This window comes from Dehalococcoidales bacterium, from assembly GCA_028716225.1.
Classification (GTDB): domain Bacteria; phylum Chloroflexota; class Dehalococcoidia; order Dehalococcoidales; family UBA5760; genus UBA5760.
This window is the reverse complement of record JAQUQE010000009.1, coordinates 37,641-57,397: the sequence shown is the minus strand read 5'-3', so window position 1 is coordinate 57,397 and position 19,757 is coordinate 37,641. Positions and strand designations below refer to the sequence as shown.

Below are 19,757 nucleotides of genomic sequence, written 5' to 3'. Positions count from 1 at the left end.
TGTATATGACTGATATTAAATTACAAGACTGGTATCCGATGTCGCCGGACAAAGGGCCTCCGTTGCCGGCGTTTCTGAAAATTTACTGGCCGTGGTATGAAGTCCCAGCGAGCGAGTTGTCAGGGTCAATCCATGGAGGTGTTATTTATTTCGAAGGACTCGGGCTTTGGAAACAGATTGAGTCCGGACTCCAGGTTCCAATGGACAAAGCCATCTCTCTGGCTATAGGATGGATTAACACCTCTGATGTCAGCGAGATTGGTCACATTGACCTGACGATTGATGGCTTCATTCCTATATCAGCCATCGAAAAACAGGATACAGAGGCAGAGCCCGGAGATGGCTGGTATATATTATTTTCCGACTTTGTATTTTCGGGGGTATCCTCTCATACCCTTACCGCTGTTCTGTCCAGTGGCGGTCAGGTACTTGATACCTGGACGTTTGTGCTGGATGCTGTTTTAGAATGAAAAATAATGCCAGGCTTCCCCGGGAAGTTGGTGACCTTTTAGTAGACAGTTCTATAGAAAGAGTATAAGGCATGGAAATTTCAAGCTGGTATCCGATGTCGCCCGACAAAGGGCCCCCGCTGCCAGTTTTCTTAGGGGTCTATTGGCCGTGGTATGAAGTTCCAGCGAGTGGTTTCACTATAAGTGGTCTAGCCGTATCTCCAAGTTCGGTCGCTGTGGGTGAAACTGTGACCGTATCATGTACTGTTACCAATAGCGGAAGCGAGATTAAAACCGGTATGGTAACCCTGAGTGGGGATTTTTCCGACCAGCAGACAGTAACGTTGCAGCCTGGCGAGTCGAAGGAGGTTTCCTTCCATGTGACGCCGGCGGTAGCCGGAAACTACAATGTTAGTGTCGAGGGGCAGAGCGGGACATTTACCGCCACTGCTGCGCCGTCTGCCGCTGACATCAGGTTGGAGAATCTGACCATTGCGCCCGGCACGGTAGCGGTCGGCGGGACCGTTACTATTACGGTTACCGCCAGGAACTATGGCAGCGCGGCAGGCACCAAGAAAATTACCTGTACGGTAAACTGAGATGATTTATGAAGTAAGGGCATCACCTAATCCTGCCAGGGCAACCCAGACAGTAACAGTCTCTGTTCTGGTGCGGCAGGAGTCTTGGGACGAGCCTCTCCGGATGGCGGTTAGCATTGACCAGCCGCCTGGAGGACTCGTTATGCAGCCGTCAAGTATGGTTCTGAGTCTTGATGAGATAGGGACATTTACAGGGACCTTTACCATGCCGAATTGGGGACTGCTGCTAAACGTAGATTGCTATTACTGGATTGAAGGCTACTGGGGAGATGAAGACGAGACAATCTGGATAGATGGTTACTGGGTAAAATGCGACACTAAATCAATAGAGATAAAGGTGGACAGAACACCACCGGTATTAGAGATACATTCGCCATCGGGGTCGGTGAGAGCGTATACCGTAGTTCAAGATTACGCGAGTGTTGGTGAGTCTGTGCCAGTATCCGTATTTGTAGAAAACTTGGCTGATGTATATGTTTATGCCGGTGTTTCTATAGGTATATCTTATGAAGGAGAACTTTATAATATATACAATCCCGAGCCGGTTGCACCCGGCGAAGTAAAGGAAGTTCTTTTCTCCCTCTTTACAATGCCCGATGTTATTCCAACCTCTGATAGGCCAAACCGTTTTGTGCAGATAGCCGAGTTCACCTACATTTATGATGCAGTGTGGAATGGAAACTCCTGGAACACATCGAATGACCGCGTAGACTTCATGGCCATGGGACATCAGGTGCGGGTAATGCCCTCGACTCCTCAGTTTAACATTGCTATGAAAAACTATCCTGCCGACGCCTTCGTCTGGCTGATTCAATATAAACGGGCAGAGGTCTGGGCTCAGTCGGGGATACTCAATGTGGGCACAACCTGGTATAGCCCTTCCTTGGCGCCGGATGCAGTGACTGCGTTTGAAGTCTATGTTTGGGACAAGACGGGGACACGGTTACACTATTACCACGGCAGCGGCGCTATCTTTAGCGGTAAAAGCTACGAGTATGACTATATAACCGGGATACTCTCTGAGGCTGAAGAACCAGGCCCGTCCGAGATAACTGTCTCCCTGTCACCTGGCGAATCGAAGTTGGTTACCTTCCAGGTTATTCCCAATAAAGTAGGGGTATATCAGGTGGCAGTAGATGGGTTAAACGGGACTTTTGAAGCACAGTAGGAAACCGACTTGCCAGTTGCATCGTCAGTTTGATATACTAGCAAGGAAATACGGCTAAAGGAGGGTGAGAAAGTGATAGGTGAAATAACCGGCGTTATATCACTCTCCTTTACCGCACTGGGCTTCATCTACATCTTCGGCTTCTGGCGTGGGCAGGTAGACAGCGATCGCAAATTCTTCCGCGAGTGTATGAACAACTATCCGCCGGCCAAGATGTATACCATGGTTGAGACCCTGTGGAATGTCTACGTGCTGGATGCCCTTCATCATCGACCGGATCTGGCCGCCCGTGGCAGTGGCTTTAAACTTAAACCGCAGGGGGAGAGCCTGGTCCCTGACAATGTTAAGACCATGCTGGCCAAAATGCCCGACGAACTGAAAAATCACGAGGATATCGTGAATGGTTATACAGTCGTTACTTATCTTGGTCTTGCTACCATCGAGACCGTCGCCAGGGAAAAGGGGCTCAGTTTGCAGGAGACCATCGCCATTCTGAGTACCTATCTTAACAACCACACCAACCACAACCATTCTGCCCCGGTCAATGACTCCTAAACAGCCATCTGGGTTGGGCAGGGACAAGCTGGCGGCTTTAGCCGTCAGTGGTTGACCTGTTAGTATTTCCCCGTTGGTACTTGGCGGGGCCCCACTGAACTCTTGTTTTGCACTGGAAAATATATTTGCCAAAGGCATTGACAATTGTTTTGTTAAGAATTATAATACTACCGTTATGGCCAAATATGACGGTTTAAGAAAGCTGGATCGGAACAAGGCGTTAATAGAATATGCCGATGCGCACCCTGAGCTCTCATTGAAAGAAATAGGGCAGGCGTTCAATAATCTGTCGCCGAGCCGGGTATGGCGTATTCTTGATAGAAAAAAGAAGATGGTGACAGAAAAGGCTACCTAGGTCGGTAGCCTTTTCCTTTGGGAACGCAAGCCGGTCTGAATGACTGCATCCTTGTCTTATTTTAGGCTGGCACGCTCCTGGAAGTCAAGAGAAAGAGGTGTCAAATGATGAAAATTATACAAAAAGCCATTAAACTTGACCGTGACAAAATCCTGTTTCTTTTAGCAGAGGCAAATACCAAGTGGTTCAACAGTCACAGCGGCCGCTTCGATTATCGGGAGCACCTGGAATTTAAGGCCGATTACATTGTTAAAAACTACAACAAGAAAATTAAGAAGTAATATCCGTATGCTGTCAGGAGGTCGTGTGTGAATAAATACACAATTAAACAGGTGATTATCACCAAGCCAGAGATTGAATTGCCAGAAGGTAGTCAGGTAGTCAGTGTTCAACACCATAGTGCCTATACCATGAATGACGCTCCCTTTGACTCCCCTGAGTGCTGGCAGGTTATCTGGCTAGAGCCAATTAACAAAACGCTCCAATAAGTCAAGAGAAGGAGGTATCAAATGATGAAATGGGTGAGACCAACGATAGCTATAATTGCTGTTTGTGGGATTAACGCAGGCTTCTTTCTTAAAATGATACCTGTAGAGGCTTATTTGCCGATCATGGCTGGTGCGATAAGCTGGTGGTTCACCGCCAGGGATAACGATAAAGCTAAAACTACAACTAATTCCCAAGGGTAAAGATGAGCCGGTATAATGGGTTAGAGAAATGGTGGACGCTGGACTGCGAGGAGTGCCCTTGCCGGAAAGGTATGGCTTGCTACTGGGGTGTGGCCTGGAAAAAGCTGGTCAAGGACTATGGGCTGGCAGGTGGGGTTAATCACAAGCCCAGGCACTGTGAGTACCGGAACAAACCGCCGGCGTGTGGATATGAACCACCGGAGACGGTGGAGGCCAATGACGTAGACCGTCAGGGCGTACTATTTTAGGGAGGATAACCATGAAAAACGAAGCCAAGCTGGTGAAATGGGGAGTAGATAAGTCGGTGAAGTACTATTACCTCAAGTTCGGCGAGGGGGCTGAGGACGTGCCCGATGGTTTCCTGGGTGTAGCCACCGTCTGTATTATTCCCGCCGGCGCCGATCCGGTGGGCGTATTCTATGTTCGCGGCGTCGCTTTCTGTAGCCCGGATGATCAGTTCGTGAAGAAAACTGGACGTGCCATAGCCTTGGGACGGGCGATTAAGGCGCTGGAGAGGAAAGAGGACAGCGACTTTATTCCCAAAAACACTCCTGCGGGTATCCTTAACAGACAGGGGTGGCATTATCTCTCTGCCTGGCATGTCAGCCTGGCAGTTGGTGAAGAGGGGTTATTTCGGTGTAGCGGGAAGAGTTAAGGAGATCAAAAATGCTGATTATGTGTGATATCGACGGGTGCCTGGCGGATGTCAGAGGAATCGTTTCCAAGTATCTGTGTGAACTGCATGACTGGGACGAATACTTCAAGCACCAGATGGAATGCGAGCCCATTACGCTGATGACTCAGATAATAAGCGGCTTTTCCGATACTGACGGGAACCGTCTGGTGCTGATGACCGGAAGACGGGAAAGTGTCCGCCATGATACCCAGCTATGGCTGCATCAGCATCTTCACCGGCAATACGAGTGCCTGCTGATGCGCCCGTTAAAGTACCATGGCCCCACACTGGATTTAAAAAGGGAGTGGATTCTCGAATATCATCCCGACCTGATAATCGACGATGACCCGGAAATAGTAGCAATGGCTGCCGGGGCCGGCTTTGTTGTGTTCCAGGTGCACGGGTATCGGTGGAGCGGGGTTAAAGACTATACGCCTGGGGAATATGTGCCGGCGCGTGATGACGATGGTCAGTTTAGTTTTATAAAGAACCGGGCATACGACCAGACTGCCGAGCAGACGCTGCTGGTGTTGATGTCAGAACTTGGTAATGTTGTCGAGTATCATCACAAGGCGAATATCTACGGCGCCGATGCCTACTACTCCGATGCCAATCAGCAGAAGGAAATGGGCGACCTGATATCTATGGCCAGGTACTTCTGCGAGCAGAAGGGTTGGGACTATGAAAAGCTCAAGAATGAGGGGGAGTCGGGGTATTTGGAACGCATGGAGGATATTAGAAAGCATGGAATCCGTACAAATTGAAGGAGGGACAGTGAGATGGAGATAATCGCACCTTATTACGAGATTGTGGACAAGGTAGATCAAGGCGAGATATTGACCAAGCTGGAGAAATGCGGCCGTATTGCCTACAAGTCCGAGGATAAAATCACTCCTGGTTCGGCTGAGAAGTTTATCCGGGCTATCAGAGAGCGGGGTCACGAAAGTGTGATTGAACACGTCAACCTCACCATTAAGTTCGTCTGCGACCGTGGCGTAACCCATGAAATTGTTCGGCACCGGCTGGTAGCCTATACGCAAGAGAGCACCCGATACTGTAATTACGCTAAGAGGGGAGTTACATTTATCAAGCCCATGTTCTGGGATGAACTGGACCCGGAGTATATTGGCTGGCGTGAAGCGATGCTGGATGCAGAAGCTACCTATAATGGACTGATAGCCGGTGGCGCTTCTCCGCAGGAAGCTCGCAGTGTTCTTCCTAATTCTTTGAAAACCGAGATTGTCTGCACTGCAAACCTCCGGGAATGGCGTCATATTCTCAAATTAAGAACATCGAAGGCGGCACATCCACAAATGAGGGAAATCATGGTTCCTCTTCTTAAAGAGTTGAAATGTCTATTGCCTGTGATATTCGAGGATATTCCGATAGAAGAATGAGAGGCAGGCCGTAATGAATATCGGTGAAGGTATCAGCGGAGCATTATTTGAGGGTCCCGACCGGCGCTTTCGCTTCGCGCTGTGGAGAATTTGGGATTCCCGGAAAGACAAGCTGATATACAACGGGCTCAACCCCTCGACCGCCCAGGATATTAAGGACGATCCAACCGTAATTCGTCTGGCGGGATTCGCCAGGTATTGGGGATTCGGCGGATTTTTTGCCGGCAATCTCCTTCCGTTTGTTACCCCCAATCCGCAGGAACTGTGGCGCTGGTATAATTCCTTGTCCGAGGCCGGGAAGGAAGTCGTCAGGCTGAATGACGAGGCTATCAAACAGATGCGTGGGATGTGCTCTAAGGCCATGGTGGGCTGGGGAAACGAGGGTAAAAACGCCGGCACTAGGCCCAATGAGGTGCTGGCCGTACTGGGAGAGCCAGTATATTGTATCAAGACGACGAAACTGGGGGAGCCGGCTCATCCTTTATATATGCCGTTAGGCAGTCAGCTGATACCGTATGTCAGGGGGTGAATATGAAAATCTACAAAGGGAATGAGGGCACAGCCCACGAGTATATTAAAATATCCGAGGTAGAAGGGGATATGGGTGAAGATACCCGGTTGGGACTCTTTCAGCAGGCTGATGGTGATGTGATTCTTTCACTTGATGACATTCACGAAGGAAGAATATTTGAAATTGAGTTTTGCACGAGCAACGGCGGCGGCCGGTATCCTATTATAGCCAGGAAATTGAGAGAGTTAATCTCCGAACTGATTAAGATTAACTGAGCAAGTCGCCAAATCGTTGGGGGAAAGAAACATTATGGTCACTGATATGGAAATACTTCATCGTGCCCTGAACTTTGAAAAGCGCGGCCCGCAGGCTTGGGAAATTGCTACAGTCGGGGCTTCGCGGCAGGATATAAATCGCTTGGTACAGGCAGAGTTTGTCGAGCAGAGGGCGCACTCATCCAAGATTCAAACCGGGGTTTATGGCCCTGCCCTTTACCGTCTTACCGAAAAGGGACGAAGGCTGGTAATCGTACAAGATGAAATCAACCCTCCTATCCCCGCCGAGGAAATCATTGCGTCTATGTCTCTTATCGTGGGTTTTGATGATCTCAAGGATGCTATCGCTCATGCCATCGAAGAGCGCAAGCGTATCCACTTTCTCATGGAGGGCCCGCCTGCCTCCATTCACGGCAGTACCGAAGTTTGGATTGACCAAGGCAATGGGCCCGAGTGCTTGCCCATTGCTAGTTTGGAGGGCAAGCGGTTTAAGACCCTTGCCGTTCATCCTGTGACCCTCAAATCTGACTGGTATGATGCCGAGCTATCAAAGCACGATTACGACGGTGAATGGGTTGAAATTACCGGCGTTGGCATATTGCCCTTTACAGTGACGGCCACCCATTCACTGGTAGCCTATGATCCCTGTCTCGGCTGTCTTATCCCCAAGAAGGCGGCAGACTTAAAAGTTGGCGAGTTACTTCCCATATTGTCCAAATGGCATTCCCGATGGATGGTCTTACCGCAAGGTAATCAAATATTCATTAACCACGTGCCTGTAGTACTTGACGGGGAGTTTGGTTTCATGCTGGGCTTCTGGCTTGGGGATGGCGGATTATCGCAAGGAGCAACCAAACTTATTACGTTCTCAAATCATGACAATGGCGTGCTCAAAAGAATCCAGAGTTATCTTTATTCAATGAAAGGCTCAGGAAGATATTATCGAGGAGGAAACCTGAGACGCGACCGTCTCATGGTACAACATCAACCACTTTTCAATTTCCTCCAGAAGCAATTCCTTTACGGTGATGGCAAGCCCGGAATCAAAGGACGCACATCACGCTGGAAGAAACTACCGCCCTGGGTCATGCAAGCCCCAGAAGAATTTATCTGTGAGCTTCTCAATGGTTACTTCTATGCCGATGGCACCGTGGCAAATGGCGTAATTTCCGCGACCAGCACCAGCCCAAATCTCGCCCGGGATATTGCGATGCTTATTACCCGCCTCGGCATTACGCCGGCAATTCAGCACCGCGGAAAAGACGCACAATCTGTCGCCATCCGGCAGTGCGATGCCCAGAGATTTATGGACAAAGTAGGAGTATTCAGGAAAAACAGGACTGTAACCACTTCGGTCCTTATGCACGACGAGGCTTTCAAGATTCCTTTCCCCTTTGGCCCCCAGGTAGCGCAGAGCTTGCAATCTTCTCTCCGTAAGGGACGGCGCTCTCAATCATTCACCCGCCGCTCTGCTACCGAACTAATGGCTAGTGGCTGGCACGATCAGCTAATGAACTTACTAAATGCTGATATCCGATGGGTGCGTGTGGAGCACCTTCGGCAGTTCAGTGAACCTGAACAGATAGTGTACGACCTATCTGTACCTGAAGCTGAGACCTTTGTGCTGGGCAATCGGGTTCTGGTTCATAACTGCGCCAAGAGTTTGATTCTTGAAGCCGTGCGCTCTGCCGTCCCCACTGCTTACATGGCCTTTGGCTCGCGTACCTCCGGGCGTGGCCTCTCAGATAAGTTATTCGAGATCAAACCGTCCGTGTTATTGATGGATGAAGCTGACAAGATGCGTCACGATGTCTTTTCGCTGATGCTTGGATTAATGGCTGCTGGTGAAATTATCGAGACCAAGAGCGGGAATACCCGTGGGCTGAGACTTGAAACGATGGTAATTGCTGCCTGCAATAGTTCAAAAAAGATGCCGGCGGAGTTCCTGTCCCGTTTCGCCATGCACGTCAAATTTCCTCACTATACTCGTGAGGAATTTATCAATGTATGTCAGAGTTTTCTTTCCCGGGTGGAAGGGTGCCCGGAGGACCTATCGGCGAAAATCGGGCGTCTGGTGTTTGATTCCAAGCTGGGCGATGTACGTAAAGCCAAGGGTGTCTGGCAGCTTATGCGTGAACCGACTGACGAAGATATGCTGAGAGTACTGCGCATGATGACGAAATACAGCTCTGTGCAGGCCGACCGGATGCTGTAAGGTTGTAGAGGGATGCCGGACGAAGTAGTCAGGAAGTATCGTTTGTCTAAATCGTCAAGGCCGGTGACCATAAGGTTACCCAACGACGTGTTGTGTACAATTGAGCGTAGGATTGAAGGTAGGCGCTCCCGCTGGGCGAGCGTAGGAGAATACTTGAAAGAACGTATAGTCTATGACACGCAACGTGAGCACAAAAGAAGGGCAGTCAAATGACCGAGAACAAACCGGATAAAAAGAGACCTACTGAGCCATGTCATAATTGTCATTCTATGAAATGGTGGTGGCGCGAAAATGCATGGTCGCGTGGCGGCGACTGGCTCTGCGGTCGTTGTCATCCTAACCCTAATGAAGAAAAGAATGGAGGTTCAGTTAACAATGCCGAAATATCAAACCAATAAGCAGCGGCATGAACGATATGAGATGATTGCCAAGGCCGAAGGTGACCAGTGCATCTTCTGCTATATGGGGGAAGGTAAAAAGACTGGACCGCCGAAGTCGCGCCTTATAATCGAGCACGCCGATAATGACAAAACAAACTGGTCGTGGCGAAACATCCATCTGGCCTGTTACTCCCACAATAAACTGGCAGAAAAGATGAATGTTCGTGACAAAATAAAGCTGTTACAACAGTACAGTGACCAATTAGAGCGAGAGAGGGAGAGGGGGGGATTACCTACCTGGAAGAGTGTGCTTAAGGAGATGATACCTTACGAAACAGGTAGCCCGGAGATGCAAGCCAACAGAAGATTTGAAACTCCCTGGTGGAACTATGTTTACGGGGAAGTAGCCAAGTATGGCTCGGTAGGTCAGGCAGAGATCATTGAAGATGCTGCGGGTGCCTGCAACTGTAGTATCCAGACCTCCAGCAACTATCTCAGAAAGCACACGTCGAAGACCCGGGCTTTCAAAAAAGGTATAGATGCTGACGGCAATAAGGTCGTCATCTTCCGGGAGAAGGTTAGGGAGCAGAGCCCGAAAATAATCAGTAAGGTAGAACCCGGTAAGCCGGCAGGGGAAAATACTGCGAAGTAAGTATTGACAGAAGAAGTTATAACCGCTATAATAGGATGTAATGACTGTGAAGGCTGTAACAAAAAAGAAAGTGAAGATGACCACCATCCAGGTGGAGGAAACTACCGCTAAGATGTTACAGTCTCTGGGGAAATGGGGCGACACCTATAATACGGTTATCCTGCGTCTCCTAAACGGCAATAAGCCTAAAGACAAAGGAGGACCGCATGGAGGTCTTAAGGATGAGTCTACTGGGGATGGCGATCACTAAAAAAGAAAAAGATGTCGGGACGGTCTATGTTGAATATCACCTGTGTGACAAGTGCGGGGCAGAATACCGTGTTTACATGAAATCCCTGTGTGGGGTGGAAGATGCGTTCCGGGAACTGGCGAAGAGGTTGGGAAATAAGCCGCACGAGCAGGACCTGTGTTTTAACTGCCAGAACAACGTTATTGCTCCGCAAGCCGTGATGTCGCTTTAAAAATACCTTCGTTACAAAGAAGAGGTGTACGATGATTTACAGTTGGAAAGATAATCCTATAGGGACATCCGATCCTGAACCAGAACCAGAGCCGGAGCTGAGGAAACAGGGTTATCAAATTGGGGAGCGGATTAGAGTCATCGGTGGGGATTTGTTCCTCGGCCGCTGGATACCCGCAGGTACAAAAGGCACTATCGTCGGTCTACAGGAGTCGGTATTTAGCACTTATCATGTACGATTGGATGATGATGGCCGGATTTACCCGATTGCGCCGGCTGAAATGGAGAAAATTGAAAATGAACAAAATTAAGTATCCCGAAGGCAGGACACTTCTAACGAAAATCCAGTGGCTGGAAAAACAGCGCCGGAAAAAGGCCAGGCTGGATATGATGGGGCTAAGGCAGCCCTTGTATCTCTATAGATACTTGTGAGTCGAAATGAGGATATTAAGAGTATTTCCGCGACGGACGGCTTTCACGCCGAAAGACGATCTGGCATTCATTGGCAATCCGCCGCTTGATAGGCCGGAAGCTGATGAGATACACATTTCGTGTACTTTTACATGGGATAAAAAGGACCATTTTGAGAAGCCCGGTCGGAAGAAAGTATTTGTAGCCGGCGCCGAAACCTTACTAAAGGCTTGGTCGCAGTATTATCCGGTAGTCAAACTGGGCGGTCCGGCCTATGGAGACCGCGGGAGGGGCGAATTTGTACCAGGGCGATATATCAGAGATGGGGTCACCTTTACCAGCCGGGGGTGCAATAATCATTGTCCCTGGTGCTTGGTTGAAGACTCGTTAAGACAATTACCATTAGTTCCTGGGAATATAATCAATGATGATAATTTCCTACAAAATCCCAGGGAGCACCGCAAAATAGTTTATGAAATGCTCCATACCCAAAGTCGGATAGAGTTTCTAGGCGGGCTTCAGTCAAACCTGCTTACCGAATGGGATGTTGAGCAATTACGCTCCCTGCGAATCTACCAGTTATTCTTTGCCTGTGACACCAAGGGTGCTTTAAAGGCTTTACAGAGAGTCGGAAAGATGCTCAACGGGCTTGATCGCCGGAAAGCCCGTTGTTACGTCCTGTTGGCTTTCAATGGTCAGACGATTAGCGAAGCGATAGGGCACTTAGAGGATGTTTGGGCAGCCGGGTTTATGCCTCATGCCCAATTATACCAACCGCCCGACCATTGGATTGAATACTCAAACGAGTGGCGAGAATTGTCTCGCCGGTGGATAAGGCCAGCTGTAATGCAAACGATGGATGGTAAGGACTTTATATTGCCACATAACGGAGGAATCTAGAGTATCTACAGGAGGTTAATATGTGGGAAATAGGTTCAGCGAAAGCTGGTAGTCAAGAGGCACGGAAATATCTTAAGGCAGGCTGGGAGCCATACGCCGTTGTCTATGAGCTATCCGGTTCGGGGCCTGGGGTAATAGTTAAGTATCGTGATTATACAGGAACCAGCGTTATTTGGTTCCGGCGTGAAAAGAAGAAAAAACCTTAGCGTATAATTGCTGTTAAACGCAAAGGAGATTAGAAATGATTTATCTTGTATCAGCTTCGATGTGCAGAGGGAAAAAGGTTAGCTTTTGGGATTCCTCTACACGCCACCGTGTGGAGCATTTCCTTATTGAATTGATGAAATCTCCATGGTCTCACTATATCGATGAAACATGGTTGATTGATACTGATGAGACAGCGGAGCAATTAACTGATAGACTGAAACCATTTTTTAATGGAGATGGTGATTTTATCCTTATAGCGAAATTCCCCGAAGAGGAAAAGGATTATAATGGCCTCATGCCCATAGAACAATGGGAGTGGATAAGAGGCAGACGTAACAAAGTTAGTGTTTAATCGGTACTAACCCCTTGTATCTTCTAGGATACATTTCTGGTATAATGTTAACACCACTCTGAAGGGTCAACCTCCCGTACACGGCTAATGGTGCCTATCCGGGTTAACAGGGCTCTTGCAAAAGGTCTACGAGCACCGGCTCTTCAGAGTGGAATGGACAAGAACTATGAGATTAGAAGATTGGATGAAGATAGAAAAAACCTGCCGGTATAAGTCAGTGACACATCCAAGAAAATGCCGTGCCCCATCGAAGCATAATAAAGGTCGTGTTAACTGCGACCCTAAAAACTGCACAGGAGGTAACTGATGGAAAGAAGATTCATTGTGCTCGAAGCCTTTGTATGTGGCCTTGGATGCGGAATGATACTGATAGCACTATTTTTCCTGGTATTAAGTGGAAGGTGAGCGATGATGAAGACAATTATTGTTGGCATAGTTGCAATAAATCCTACAAATCCTCCCGTTCTTGCTCCCGGGGATGGGCTCGTGGATGTGGAAATCTGCTACAGGGACGGGTCGCCGATATTCCGAACCAAGTTAATCGACGAACTGGGGGAATATGCTCTTAAACGGGTGATGATAACGATAGAGGCTCTGCAAGATGATTAACGTACCTCCTTGCCCAGTAGGACCGCTTCAACTCACCTTCGTTATTTTAGCGATAACGGGTGTTATAGTGATTGCAGTTACTATCTGGCTGCTGCTGTCCAACCGGAGGATTAAATGATTAAAAGCGGTAGGGTGATTCTCAAAAATAGAGTTCGCGGAGATTTTCCCATAGGGCATAACATAATCGCTGAACCTGGTGTATATGATGCCTTCGTCAATCCGCAGGGGGCTGTTTCTATCGAGACGGAAGAGGGTCAACAATTAGGGCTTCGACCCCCAGAGTTTGCGTGGCTTGAAAGGCCAACAAACGAGATTAAACCGCAACGGTGTGGGAATTGCGGCGTTTACCGGGAAGTGTGTGAACTGATGGTAAAGAAATGTCCCAACTGCGGGGATGATGAATATGACCTATACCAGAATTGTAGCCTGATATAGTGGTCGTGAAACGAGGAAAGTAAAATGAATGGTACTGGCACGGATAGTCAAGCGAGATATATATTGGTCGTGTCTGATTCCTCCGCCACAATGTCCGACCAGGACCGCGTAAGATTGTTTTCTGACGCTTCGGCTGCCGCCGTCGATAACCGGGCAAAGATATACCCGATAGATACCGTGGTTCATTGTCCGCACGAAGACCTGCTGTTGATGAAACAGCCCAAACGCGATAAGGGGTACTGGAAGCCTAGGTTTGAAAGAATGAGGAAGACATGACGCTGGAGCACCTCAGTCTTTTCAGTGGAGTCTGCGGTATAGACTTAGCTTGTTCATGGGCGGGAATAAAAACCGTGTGTTTTTGCGAGATAGATAAGTTCTGTCAGCAGATTATCAGGAAACACTGGCCAGGGGTTCCGATTGTGGAGGATATACATGAACTCACGAAAGAAAAACTCAAGCAGGTCACAGGGAAAGATTGGATTGACATTATTTCCGGCGGAGACCCTTGCCAGCCTCGCAGTATCGCCGGGCAGCGAAAAGGCAAGGCAGATGACCGTGACCTCTGGCCGGAGATGTTTAGGGTCATACGGGAGTTCGAGCCCGCTTGGGTTGTTAACGAAAATCCTACTGGAAGACTCACAATGGACTTCCACGAAGTGCTATCTAACCTGGAAAGTGCGGGATATGAAACACGGTCGTTTGTTATTCCGGCTTGCGCCGTCAATGCCCCGCATAAAAGGGAACGGCTCTTCATTGTTGGGCACTCCAACCACAGCCGACGCTCATGGCCACCAGTACACTTATTCGAGGGGGAATCACGACCGGAAATCAATAACGCTATCGGGGAAGATACAAATGCTGCCGACACCGAGGGCATCGCCGAACGAAAACAGGACAACCAGGTTGCCACCATCGCAGGTAAAAGGGAAACACGGTCAAGCATTGGCCGGCGTAGTAGCCAATCTAATCCCGACTCCAAGGAGTCGGGATTACAAGGGTCAATCTCAAAGAGGGAAATATGCCGAAAAGGATTGTCTCCCGAATACTATACAGTACAAGGATGGAGAGAAAACTGGGTTGAAGTTGCAACCGCACTTTGTGGAATGGATGATGGGTTTCCCAATAGGGTGGCTAGATTGCAAGCCCTCGGAAACGCCGTAGTTCCTCAGCAGTTATATCCTATTTATAAAGCTATAGTAGACATTGAAACAGGAGTAAACCATGCCTGACGTAAAAGAGATACGGGACTACTTTCTCTCCGAACTGGAGGGCTCCTCGACGGAGACACGGAGAGTACGCCTCTTCTGGTGCGATAGATTCCTCAAATACGCTCATCGCCAGCCTTTATCTGACTGGGACAAGCGGCTGGTAACCTCATTCATGAGAAAGCTGGAGGAAGAGAAATACACCCCGCTTACCATCCGCAATGCTATGGGAGTGGTCAAGAGGGTCTTCGACACCGCCCGGGCGGTGCATGAACAGGAGCGTACCAAGCTGATAGCCTCGGTCGATGCCAGTGACCCTACCGCCTTAGCTGAGGTGTTGAAGGCCATGGCGATGCCTGGCCCGGTGTGGAATCCGGGCAAGCGTTTCCTGCCGGAGGTCAACGGCAGCGATATAACCAAGCCGGAGATGTCCCGTGAGGAGCTGATGTTACTGGTGAACACGGCCAGGTTGGGGAAATTAGACCCGTCTGAGACCGCCTTTCTCGCCGTCAGTTCCGTCTATGGTTTCCGGGCCGGCGAGCTGCGGGCTATTTTACCGGAACATATTGACTACGCTGCCGGCACCATCTGGCGGCAGACCGAAAAAGGCGGCGAAAAAAGGAACCAGGCGCTGGCGCCGTGTCTTGTCCCTTATTTAAAAGAGTACGACTTCTCGCTGGAATACTCCCCTTATATGATTAACAAGGTATTTCACTCCATCTGTAAAAAGGCTGGGGTTGAGAAAGTGTATCATAAAGCCTGGCATTCACTGCGTCATCGTGTTTTGATAGATATCCGGGACACCTTCGCCAGCCGGCCAGAGCTCAAGATGGAGCCGGAACTGGTGGCCAAGATATTCCTTGCCTGGAAGCAGTCCACGGCCGCTGAAATGGTCGATAGGTATTACACCAAGTCGCCGTTGGAAGTGGATAAGCTCGTGATCAAATATTCGCCGGCGGTAAGGCTGTGGAGTTGAAGATGGAGAAGTTCTACTCCGATGTATTCGATGACATATACTGCGGCAATTCGCTGGAGGTGTTACGAAGCCTCCCGGACGAGTCGGTACAGATGTGTGTCTGTTCTCCCCCCTACTGGGGCCTAAGAAATTACAGTGGGGGTTCTGATATAGTATGGGGAGGCGATCCGAACTGCCAGCATGAGTGGGGTGATATTATCCCCGGTCCCGGCCAGCCGAACTGGGATACCTTTACCAAGCAGTATCATAATCCCGACTCGCATCCGACGACCATCGGTAAGCCCATGAAGCGCATTAACAAGGGGAACTGCGGCGATAAGTCAACACTGGTCGGTACTCAAACGGGCCAGCTATCGAAGGATGCCAATGACTAGGGCTGTTTCTGTGTCAAATGCCATGCGTGGCGGGGACAGCTCGGCCTTGAACCAGACCCGGATTTGTTCGTTGAGCACCTCATGATGATCTTCCGCGAAGTGAAGCGTGTTCTTAAAAAAAGTGGCTCTCTATATTTGAATATTGGAGATACTTATACCTCCGGTAAAGGGATTTGCATCAATCCGGGCGGCGGCGACCAATCATGGCAGTCACGGAACGATAAGAAGACACAGTATCCCACCGGTACAGATGCTCCTAATCGTATGTATAAAGGCATCCCGCCGAAGTGCATGACCATGGTTCCAGAGCGGGTGATGTTCGCCATGGTTCAAGAAGGCTACGTGCTTCGCAATAAGTTGATCTGGCGAAAGCCCAACAGTATGCCCGGGTCACAAAAAGACCGCTTAACCTCATCATGGGAGTTCGTTTACTTCTTTGTGAAAAGCAGTGACACCTGCCTGTGGCGTCATCGTGAGACTGGGGAGTGGCGGGATACGGAGCCTACCAGGGAGGAAAAGTACCCTGAAGGCGGTATGTTCCGCAACCCCGACACCGGGGAGATAAGCTGGGAGAAGCAAAAAGGCTGGGTAAAGATAATGCCTGCATGGGCCGGCTTCGATTACTATTTTGATCTGGATGCTATACGTATCCCCCACAAAACTATGAGTATTGAAAGGTATAGCGGTAAAGACGGCTTCTTTAACCATGGTCCTCAGCCCCAAGCCTTCAACCTTAGAGTAAGGGACGTGAAGCGCGGTAAGCTCGGTAGCACTGCCCTGACTGGCGAGCTTAAAGCCTCAGATGAAGAGATAGAGAACTACGGCTACCCGGAGAAACCCGACTGGCGGGAAGAGGCGGCTAAAAAAGGGCAACTCTTTGATAATCCGGTAGCTCACCAGGGGGGGGGAAATACCGGGCTTGCCAAGCACCATGGGTCCAGCCTGGATAATACGGAGAGACTGCACCGGGGCAGGGATGGTGAGGGCAAAACAAGCCCGGATATCAAGGAACAGGATGTTTCCACTAGCCCACAGAGCTTTGCACGCAAACATCACAGTGGCTACGCAGGTGCGGACGGCGAGCCATTGGTAGATTTCACAAAAGGTAAGAATCCAGGCGATTTCATTGATGGCGCCGGCGCCACCGGGAGCAAATACGGAGAGGTCAGCAATCCCCAGTCCATCAGGGTTCAAGGCGGTCATACGGGGGGCAAGGTACACCCTAATGGTGCCAAACCCGGCGACATCGTTGATGTTCATCGCCAGCGGCCGGACGGGCGTTATGAAAAAGACCACTTCTCTCGACCGCCGGAGCCCGAGGTTGACCCGGAAAGGGCTTTTGCCGCCAAAGGGAAAAATCCGGGGGATACATGGGAAGATACCCTCTGGGAGATTACAACCAAGCCATCGACTATCTGTGTATGCCCGAAGTGTGACACTGTGTTCAAGCGATACATCAAAACATGTCCCAAGTGCCACGAAAAAGGAATGACCGGGCACTTTGCCCCATTTCCAGAGTCTCTAGTAATCAATCCTATCCTTGCAAGCTCAAGGGTTGGTGATGTGGTATTGGATCCATTCGGCGGCTCCGGCACCACAGGAGTGGCTGCAAAGAGGCTCGGGCGCAAAGCAATCCTCGTAGATGTGGTCAGGCCGTACTGCGTTATGGCCCGCTACAATCTCCAGAGGGTGGCCTATCAGCCGGAACTCTTGACTAATAGTGCTGACGGGTGTAAATTTCAAACAGGAGGTGATGATGAAGATGGACATAATGGCGGGGTTTGCGAAAATACGTCCGATGCTTCCGGGTGATGGTCCGCCTCTCCCTGTGGGGACGATCGCCGGCTCTCCTTTTAAATTCAAATCATCTGTGACCTGGAAGGATATTGCTGAGGGACTCCAATCGGCGATAAACGCCCCTACATTTGAAGAGAAGTTTAACCGCTTTGTCGCCGTGGCGACGCCACCGGTGCCCGATGTCGCCGGATTACCGGCGTTTCGGAAGAAAGCAGCCGAAGTAATGGCGCCGATACTGTATAAGAAATATTTTCCTCCTGTGCCTGCCGCACTGGCAAATACACTCAAGGGGTAAATTTATGGTAAATTTAATGCCTAAACTACCGAGGCCGCCCCGGCTGGCGGACATATTCAATAACAATCCATTGCATGAGGTTATCGAGGATGCCAAGTCATCCATCGCCAATTTCAGATCCGAGGTATCCAGTGTTGCTTCCTCTCTTAGGCTAGAGGGTGCCGAAGAGACCGAAACAAAAGCCGAGGACAATGTAACCGAAACCTCTGAAAATGAAACAAAAACAGAGGAATTATCAACAGAAAAGCCGGAGAAAGTAACAGAAACCGCTACTTCGGTAACAGATACTGAGACGCTCAAATACCAATTAGACCACTTAGCTAAATCATTAAGGTCACTTGAGATACATTTGGCAGAGGGATGTAAAATTGGCAAATAACGTTGTTGATGTCGAAAAACTGAAAGAACTTTACGTTAGTATATTTTATATAGGAGAAAATTAAGATGGCTCGTGCGTGCGATTGTTGCCAGAAACATCTGGATGATGTAATAAATTTTAGCCAAGAAACAATTCCTATAGCTGCTAGGATGGGGGTTGACACATCATTGTTAACAGATATTTTATCCTGGGCCACCAAAGTAAGACCCATCGTTTCTCCCGCGCAGATAAATACAGGGCAATATGATGCTGATTTAATCAAGGAGAGCGGAAAAGCCTCGGGATTTAGAAAAAAAGTACAACAGATGGCATCTCAAAATGAAAAAGATTGTCCCACCTGCCCCCAGCCGGTGAGATTATCGCAGTTTTTAAAAGAGCACCAAGATTAAAATCCTGTAAAGGAGGTGACCTATGCCTAATTTTACTGATCCATTCCCCGGACTATCGGTGCCGCTCCGGGACGGTGATTTAATCAGGGCGCTTCGATTAGACCTTGCTGCCGAAGAGGACGCCATTCATTTATACAGCAGCCATGCCGATGCCGCGGAAAATGTCATGGCCAAGACCATGCTGCTGGATATCGCCAATGAGGAGCGAGTACATGCTGGCGAGTTTCTAAGACTTATTGAGATACTCACGGAAGACGAGCGGAAATGGATGAAACAGGGGGCGGTCGAGGTCAGTAATAAGTTCCCGAAGCTGGCGGGGGTGGGGCTATCATGAACAAAGTCAGGTTACTGGCCGAGGAAACCAAGGCTGCCTTTTTGTTCTTAAACCAGGTGGTGGCCAGGGATTTCGGCTATTACCGGGACTGCGAATACAGGCTGGCCGATGCCCTTGAACGTAGTGCCGGTCATTTGAGGGATACGGGTGATTTTACCATGGCAGCCGCCGTAGCTACGGAGGAGACTGCCAAAAATGTCATGCGCATTGTGGGCCCGGCGGCCGTGGCTAACGATAAGCTGAGATTTTTATTCAATCTTCCCCAGCATCACCAGAGTGTCCCTGTGCCGGCCAGAGTTATTCTGAAGTTGACTTATATTACAGTAGTACCCGTAAGGGAGATGGTAGGAGGTACTTATGAGCCCCAACGTTTTTTCGTGTAGCGCAGAGTGGTTCGAGAAATTGAAAGCCGAGCAGCCGAAGGTCGTCGTAGCCACTTGGTCTGAGAAAGCGGGTGCTAAAAACAACAAGTGGCTGGAACGTCTCCAGGAACTGGAAAAAGAAGGCATCCCCATTTTTGTGTGTGACGGGGATAGCTGTAAGAGTATCCTTGACAAGATTGGCACTCAGGGCGCGGGCGAAACCATTGTCTTTGGCCATGGTGTTGAGAAAGGCAGGTTGATGCCTGGGGAAAATTTGGAAGATGATCTGGGTAAGGTCAAGGAGATGACACGATGACGGACCATCGTTACTGAAGCAGGAGGGGGGTGTTT

The 19,757-nt window shown here is 49.4% G+C and carries 37 protein-coding genes and 1 pseudogene; all 38 read left to right on the top strand.

All coding sequences use genetic code 11. From position 1 onward, the window contains the following. Nucleotides 1-5: 5 nt before the first annotated feature. A complete protein-coding gene (locus tag PHI12_06880; protein ID MDD5510513.1) occupies nucleotides 6-470 on the top strand; it encodes a hypothetical protein in 465 nt (154 codons plus the stop codon). 71 nt (nucleotides 471-541) lie between these two features. Then, nucleotides 542-1,048: a CARDB domain-containing protein gene (locus PHI12_06875; GenBank protein ID MDD5510512.1), complete on the top strand. Its 507-nt coding sequence runs from the start codon at nucleotides 542-544 to the stop codon at nucleotides 1,046-1,048. Nucleotide 1,049: 1 nt separating this feature from the next. Continuing rightward, the gene (locus tag PHI12_06870) at nucleotides 1,050-2,216 is read left to right on the top strand and encodes a hypothetical protein (GenBank protein MDD5510511.1); all 1,167 of its coding nucleotides are present in this window, start codon (nucleotides 1,050-1,052) and stop codon (nucleotides 2,214-2,216) included. A gap of 72 nt (nucleotides 2,217-2,288) precedes the next feature. Continuing rightward, complete coding sequence (locus PHI12_06865; GenBank protein MDD5510510.1) at nucleotides 2,289-2,771, top strand: hypothetical protein; 483 nt, start codon at nucleotides 2,289-2,291, stop codon at nucleotides 2,769-2,771. Nucleotides 2,772-2,946: 175 nt separating this feature from the next. Next, on the top strand, nucleotides 2,947-3,126 hold the full coding sequence (locus PHI12_06860) for a hypothetical protein (GenBank protein ID MDD5510509.1): 180 nt from the start codon (nucleotides 2,947-2,949) through the stop codon (nucleotides 3,124-3,126). A 104-nt stretch (nucleotides 3,127-3,230) separates the two neighbouring features. Then, complete coding sequence (locus PHI12_06855) at nucleotides 3,231-3,407, top strand: hypothetical protein (protein ID MDD5510508.1); 177 nt, start codon at nucleotides 3,231-3,233, stop codon at nucleotides 3,405-3,407. Nucleotides 3,408-3,434: 27 nt separating this feature from the next. Next, nucleotides 3,435-3,614 (top strand): hypothetical protein, encoded by a 180-nt coding sequence (locus PHI12_06850; GenBank protein MDD5510507.1) that lies wholly within the window; start codon nucleotides 3,435-3,437, stop codon nucleotides 3,612-3,614. A gap of 21 nt (nucleotides 3,615-3,635) precedes the next feature. Beyond that, the gene (locus PHI12_06845) at nucleotides 3,636-3,815 is read left to right on the top strand and encodes a hypothetical protein (GenBank protein ID MDD5510506.1); all 180 of its coding nucleotides are present in this window, start codon (nucleotides 3,636-3,638) and stop codon (nucleotides 3,813-3,815) included. A gap of 2 nt (nucleotides 3,816-3,817) precedes the next feature. Further along, entirely contained in the window at nucleotides 3,818-4,063 is a 246-nt protein-coding gene (locus PHI12_06840; protein MDD5510505.1) for a hypothetical protein, read from the top strand. An 11-nt stretch (nucleotides 4,064-4,074) separates the two neighbouring features. Then, the gene (locus PHI12_06835) at nucleotides 4,075-4,470 is read left to right on the top strand and encodes a hypothetical protein (protein ID MDD5510504.1); all 396 of its coding nucleotides are present in this window, start codon (nucleotides 4,075-4,077) and stop codon (nucleotides 4,468-4,470) included. 11 nt (nucleotides 4,471-4,481) lie between these two features. Then, nucleotides 4,482-5,255 carry a hypothetical protein gene (locus PHI12_06830; GenBank protein MDD5510503.1) on the top strand — a complete coding sequence of 258 codons (774 nt, stop codon included), beginning with the start codon at nucleotides 4,482-4,484 and terminating at the stop codon, nucleotides 5,253-5,255. Nucleotides 5,256-5,270: 15 nt separating this feature from the next. Further along, the gene (gene thyX, locus PHI12_06825; protein MDD5510502.1) at nucleotides 5,271-5,888 is read left to right on the top strand and encodes an FAD-dependent thymidylate synthase; all 618 of its coding nucleotides are present in this window, start codon (nucleotides 5,271-5,273) and stop codon (nucleotides 5,886-5,888) included. A 13-nt stretch (nucleotides 5,889-5,901) separates the two neighbouring features. Continuing rightward, a complete protein-coding gene (locus PHI12_06820; GenBank protein ID MDD5510501.1) occupies nucleotides 5,902-6,417 on the top strand; it encodes a DUF1643 domain-containing protein in 516 nt (171 codons plus the stop codon). Nucleotides 6,418-6,419: 2 nt separating this feature from the next. Next, nucleotides 6,420-6,674, top strand: a complete 255-nt coding sequence (locus PHI12_06815) for a hypothetical protein (protein MDD5510500.1) — start codon at nucleotides 6,420-6,422, stop codon at nucleotides 6,672-6,674. 34 nt (nucleotides 6,675-6,708) lie between these two features. Further along, nucleotides 6,709-8,889 carry an LAGLIDADG family homing endonuclease gene (locus tag PHI12_06810; protein ID MDD5510499.1) on the top strand — a complete coding sequence of 727 codons (2,181 nt, stop codon included), beginning with the start codon at nucleotides 6,709-6,711 and terminating at the stop codon, nucleotides 8,887-8,889. A gap of 12 nt (nucleotides 8,890-8,901) precedes the next feature. After that, nucleotides 8,902-9,102: a hypothetical protein gene (locus PHI12_06805; protein MDD5510498.1), complete on the top strand. Its 201-nt coding sequence runs from the start codon at nucleotides 8,902-8,904 to the stop codon at nucleotides 9,100-9,102. Between the two features lie 162 nt (nucleotides 9,103-9,264). Then, nucleotides 9,265-9,921, top strand: coding sequence for a hypothetical protein (locus PHI12_06800; protein MDD5510497.1), 657 nt, complete (start codon nucleotides 9,265-9,267; stop codon nucleotides 9,919-9,921). A 46-nt stretch (nucleotides 9,922-9,967) separates the two neighbouring features. Further along, nucleotides 9,968-10,171, top strand: a complete 204-nt coding sequence (locus PHI12_06795; GenBank protein ID MDD5510496.1) for a hypothetical protein — start codon at nucleotides 9,968-9,970, stop codon at nucleotides 10,169-10,171. Continuing rightward, nucleotides 10,128-10,382 carry a hypothetical protein gene (locus PHI12_06790; protein ID MDD5510495.1) on the top strand — a complete coding sequence of 85 codons (255 nt, stop codon included), beginning with the start codon at nucleotides 10,128-10,130 and terminating at the stop codon, nucleotides 10,380-10,382. The genes PHI12_06795 and PHI12_06790 overlap by 44 nt, the downstream gene beginning before the upstream one ends. 31 nt (nucleotides 10,383-10,413) lie before the next feature. After that, nucleotides 10,414-10,692: a hypothetical protein gene (locus tag PHI12_06785; protein ID MDD5510494.1), complete on the top strand. Its 279-nt coding sequence runs from the start codon at nucleotides 10,414-10,416 to the stop codon at nucleotides 10,690-10,692. Further along, complete coding sequence (locus PHI12_06780) at nucleotides 10,679-10,813, top strand: hypothetical protein (GenBank protein MDD5510493.1); 135 nt, start codon at nucleotides 10,679-10,681, stop codon at nucleotides 10,811-10,813. The genes PHI12_06785 and PHI12_06780 overlap by 14 nt, the downstream gene beginning before the upstream one ends. Before the next feature lie 6 nt (nucleotides 10,814-10,819). Continuing rightward, nucleotides 10,820-11,692: a hypothetical protein gene (locus PHI12_06775; protein MDD5510492.1), complete on the top strand. Its 873-nt coding sequence runs from the start codon at nucleotides 10,820-10,822 to the stop codon at nucleotides 11,690-11,692. Nucleotides 11,693-11,712: 20 nt separating this feature from the next. Beyond that, on the top strand, nucleotides 11,713-11,898 hold the full coding sequence (locus PHI12_06770) for a hypothetical protein (GenBank protein MDD5510491.1): 186 nt from the start codon (nucleotides 11,713-11,715) through the stop codon (nucleotides 11,896-11,898). A gap of 35 nt (nucleotides 11,899-11,933) precedes the next feature. Beyond that, nucleotides 11,934-12,251, top strand: a complete 318-nt coding sequence (locus PHI12_06765; GenBank protein ID MDD5510490.1) for a hypothetical protein — start codon at nucleotides 11,934-11,936, stop codon at nucleotides 12,249-12,251. A gap of 408 nt (nucleotides 12,252-12,659) precedes the next feature. Next, complete coding sequence (locus PHI12_06760) at nucleotides 12,660-12,860, top strand: hypothetical protein (protein MDD5510489.1); 201 nt, start codon at nucleotides 12,660-12,662, stop codon at nucleotides 12,858-12,860. A gap of 114 nt (nucleotides 12,861-12,974) precedes the next feature. Next, nucleotides 12,975-13,295, top strand: a complete 321-nt coding sequence (locus tag PHI12_06755; GenBank protein ID MDD5510488.1) for a hypothetical protein — start codon at nucleotides 12,975-12,977, stop codon at nucleotides 13,293-13,295. Nucleotides 13,296-13,319: 24 nt separating this feature from the next. Beyond that, a complete protein-coding gene (locus tag PHI12_06750; GenBank protein MDD5510487.1) occupies nucleotides 13,320-13,571 on the top strand; it encodes a hypothetical protein in 252 nt (83 codons plus the stop codon). Beyond that, nucleotides 13,568-14,524 carry a DNA cytosine methyltransferase gene (locus tag PHI12_06745; GenBank protein ID MDD5510486.1) on the top strand — a complete coding sequence of 319 codons (957 nt, stop codon included), beginning with the start codon at nucleotides 13,568-13,570 and terminating at the stop codon, nucleotides 14,522-14,524. The genes PHI12_06750 and PHI12_06745 overlap by 4 nt, the downstream gene beginning before the upstream one ends. Next, nucleotides 14,517-15,476, top strand: a complete 960-nt coding sequence (locus tag PHI12_06740; GenBank protein MDD5510485.1) for a hypothetical protein — start codon at nucleotides 14,517-14,519, stop codon at nucleotides 15,474-15,476. The genes PHI12_06745 and PHI12_06740 overlap by 8 nt, the downstream gene beginning before the upstream one ends. Nucleotides 15,477-15,478: 2 nt before the next feature. Continuing rightward, complete coding sequence (locus tag PHI12_06735; protein ID MDD5510484.1) at nucleotides 15,479-15,850, top strand: hypothetical protein; 372 nt, start codon at nucleotides 15,479-15,481, stop codon at nucleotides 15,848-15,850. Between the two features lie 39 nt (nucleotides 15,851-15,889). Next, nucleotides 15,890-16,552 (top strand): annotated as a pseudogene (locus tag PHI12_06730) (DNA methyltransferase). A 45-nt stretch (nucleotides 16,553-16,597) separates the two neighbouring features. Then, nucleotides 16,598-17,662 (top strand): site-specific DNA-methyltransferase, encoded by a 1,065-nt coding sequence (locus PHI12_06725; protein ID MDD5510483.1) that lies wholly within the window; start codon nucleotides 16,598-16,600, stop codon nucleotides 17,660-17,662. Continuing rightward, a complete protein-coding gene (locus tag PHI12_06720) occupies nucleotides 17,607-17,942 on the top strand; it encodes a hypothetical protein (protein ID MDD5510482.1) in 336 nt (111 codons plus the stop codon). The genes PHI12_06725 and PHI12_06720 overlap by 56 nt, the downstream gene beginning before the upstream one ends. A gap of 4 nt (nucleotides 17,943-17,946) precedes the next feature. Further along, the gene (locus PHI12_06715) at nucleotides 17,947-18,321 is read left to right on the top strand and encodes a hypothetical protein (protein MDD5510481.1); all 375 of its coding nucleotides are present in this window, start codon (nucleotides 17,947-17,949) and stop codon (nucleotides 18,319-18,321) included. A 65-nt stretch (nucleotides 18,322-18,386) separates the two neighbouring features. Then, nucleotides 18,387-18,710, top strand: a complete 324-nt coding sequence (locus PHI12_06710; GenBank protein MDD5510480.1) for a hypothetical protein — start codon at nucleotides 18,387-18,389, stop codon at nucleotides 18,708-18,710. Nucleotides 18,711-18,732: 22 nt separating this feature from the next. Next, nucleotides 18,733-19,044 carry a ferritin family protein gene (locus tag PHI12_06705; protein MDD5510479.1) on the top strand — a complete coding sequence of 104 codons (312 nt, stop codon included), beginning with the start codon at nucleotides 18,733-18,735 and terminating at the stop codon, nucleotides 19,042-19,044. After that, complete coding sequence (locus PHI12_06700) at nucleotides 19,041-19,427, top strand: hypothetical protein (protein ID MDD5510478.1); 387 nt, start codon at nucleotides 19,041-19,043, stop codon at nucleotides 19,425-19,427. The genes PHI12_06705 and PHI12_06700 overlap by 4 nt, the downstream gene beginning before the upstream one ends. Continuing rightward, complete coding sequence (locus tag PHI12_06695; protein ID MDD5510477.1) at nucleotides 19,402-19,722, top strand: hypothetical protein; 321 nt, start codon at nucleotides 19,402-19,404, stop codon at nucleotides 19,720-19,722. Before PHI12_06700 ends, PHI12_06695 begins: the two co-directional genes overlap by 26 nt. The last annotated feature ends 35 nt before the right edge of the window (nucleotides 19,723-19,757 follow it).

Bases quoted from the DNA above. Each gene is read 5' to 3' on its own strand.
- PHI12_06880 (MDD5510513.1), top strand. From the start codon at position 6: ATGACTGATATTAAATTACAAGACTGGTATCCGATGTCGCCGGACAAA.
- PHI12_06875 (MDD5510512.1), top strand. From the start codon at position 542: ATGGAAATTTCAAGCTGGTATCCGATGTCGCCCGACAAAGGGCCCCCG.
- PHI12_06870 (MDD5510511.1), top strand. From the start codon at position 1,050: ATGATTTATGAAGTAAGGGCATCACCTAATCCTGCCAGGGCAACCCAG.
- PHI12_06860 (MDD5510509.1), top strand. From the start codon at position 2,947: ATGGCCAAATATGACGGTTTAAGAAAGCTGGATCGGAACAAGGCGTTA.
- PHI12_06855 (MDD5510508.1), top strand. From the start codon at position 3,231: ATGATGAAAATTATACAAAAAGCCATTAAACTTGACCGTGACAAAATC.
- PHI12_06845 (MDD5510506.1), top strand. From the start codon at position 3,636: ATGATGAAATGGGTGAGACCAACGATAGCTATAATTGCTGTTTGTGGG.
- PHI12_06840 (MDD5510505.1), top strand. From the start codon at position 3,818: ATGAGCCGGTATAATGGGTTAGAGAAATGGTGGACGCTGGACTGCGAG.
- PHI12_06835 (MDD5510504.1), top strand. From the start codon at position 4,075: ATGAAAAACGAAGCCAAGCTGGTGAAATGGGGAGTAGATAAGTCGGTG.
- PHI12_06830 (MDD5510503.1), top strand. From the start codon at position 4,482: ATGCTGATTATGTGTGATATCGACGGGTGCCTGGCGGATGTCAGAGGA.
- thyX (MDD5510502.1), top strand. From the start codon at position 5,271: ATGGAGATAATCGCACCTTATTACGAGATTGTGGACAAGGTAGATCAA.
- PHI12_06820 (MDD5510501.1), top strand. From the start codon at position 5,902: ATGAATATCGGTGAAGGTATCAGCGGAGCATTATTTGAGGGTCCCGAC.
- PHI12_06815 (MDD5510500.1), top strand. From the start codon at position 6,420: ATGAAAATCTACAAAGGGAATGAGGGCACAGCCCACGAGTATATTAAA.
- PHI12_06810 (MDD5510499.1), top strand. From the start codon at position 6,709: ATGGTCACTGATATGGAAATACTTCATCGTGCCCTGAACTTTGAAAAG.
- PHI12_06805 (MDD5510498.1), top strand. From the start codon at position 8,902: ATGCCGGACGAAGTAGTCAGGAAGTATCGTTTGTCTAAATCGTCAAGG.
- PHI12_06800 (MDD5510497.1), top strand. From the start codon at position 9,265: ATGCCGAAATATCAAACCAATAAGCAGCGGCATGAACGATATGAGATG.
- PHI12_06790 (MDD5510495.1), top strand. From the start codon at position 10,128: ATGGAGGTCTTAAGGATGAGTCTACTGGGGATGGCGATCACTAAAAAA.
- PHI12_06785 (MDD5510494.1), top strand. From the start codon at position 10,414: ATGATTTACAGTTGGAAAGATAATCCTATAGGGACATCCGATCCTGAA.
- PHI12_06780 (MDD5510493.1), top strand. From the start codon at position 10,679: ATGAACAAAATTAAGTATCCCGAAGGCAGGACACTTCTAACGAAAATC.
- PHI12_06775 (MDD5510492.1), top strand. From the start codon at position 10,820: ATGAGGATATTAAGAGTATTTCCGCGACGGACGGCTTTCACGCCGAAA.
- PHI12_06770 (MDD5510491.1), top strand. From the start codon at position 11,713: ATGTGGGAAATAGGTTCAGCGAAAGCTGGTAGTCAAGAGGCACGGAAA.
- PHI12_06765 (MDD5510490.1), top strand. From the start codon at position 11,934: ATGATTTATCTTGTATCAGCTTCGATGTGCAGAGGGAAAAAGGTTAGC.
- PHI12_06760 (MDD5510489.1), top strand. From the start codon at position 12,660: ATGATGAAGACAATTATTGTTGGCATAGTTGCAATAAATCCTACAAAT.
- PHI12_06755 (MDD5510488.1), top strand. From the start codon at position 12,975: ATGATTAAAAGCGGTAGGGTGATTCTCAAAAATAGAGTTCGCGGAGAT.
- PHI12_06750 (MDD5510487.1), top strand. From the start codon at position 13,320: ATGAATGGTACTGGCACGGATAGTCAAGCGAGATATATATTGGTCGTG.
- PHI12_06745 (MDD5510486.1), top strand. From the start codon at position 13,568: ATGACGCTGGAGCACCTCAGTCTTTTCAGTGGAGTCTGCGGTATAGAC.
- PHI12_06740 (MDD5510485.1), top strand. From the start codon at position 14,517: ATGCCTGACGTAAAAGAGATACGGGACTACTTTCTCTCCGAACTGGAG.
- PHI12_06735 (MDD5510484.1), top strand. From the start codon at position 15,479: ATGGAGAAGTTCTACTCCGATGTATTCGATGACATATACTGCGGCAAT.
- PHI12_06720 (MDD5510482.1), top strand. From the start codon at position 17,607: ATGAAGATGGACATAATGGCGGGGTTTGCGAAAATACGTCCGATGCTT.
- PHI12_06715 (MDD5510481.1), top strand. From the start codon at position 17,947: ATGGTAAATTTAATGCCTAAACTACCGAGGCCGCCCCGGCTGGCGGAC.
- PHI12_06710 (MDD5510480.1), top strand. From the start codon at position 18,387: ATGGCTCGTGCGTGCGATTGTTGCCAGAAACATCTGGATGATGTAATA.
- PHI12_06705 (MDD5510479.1), top strand. From the start codon at position 18,733: ATGCCTAATTTTACTGATCCATTCCCCGGACTATCGGTGCCGCTCCGG.
- PHI12_06700 (MDD5510478.1), top strand. From the start codon at position 19,041: ATGAACAAAGTCAGGTTACTGGCCGAGGAAACCAAGGCTGCCTTTTTG.
- PHI12_06695 (MDD5510477.1), top strand. From the start codon at position 19,402: ATGAGCCCCAACGTTTTTTCGTGTAGCGCAGAGTGGTTCGAGAAATTG.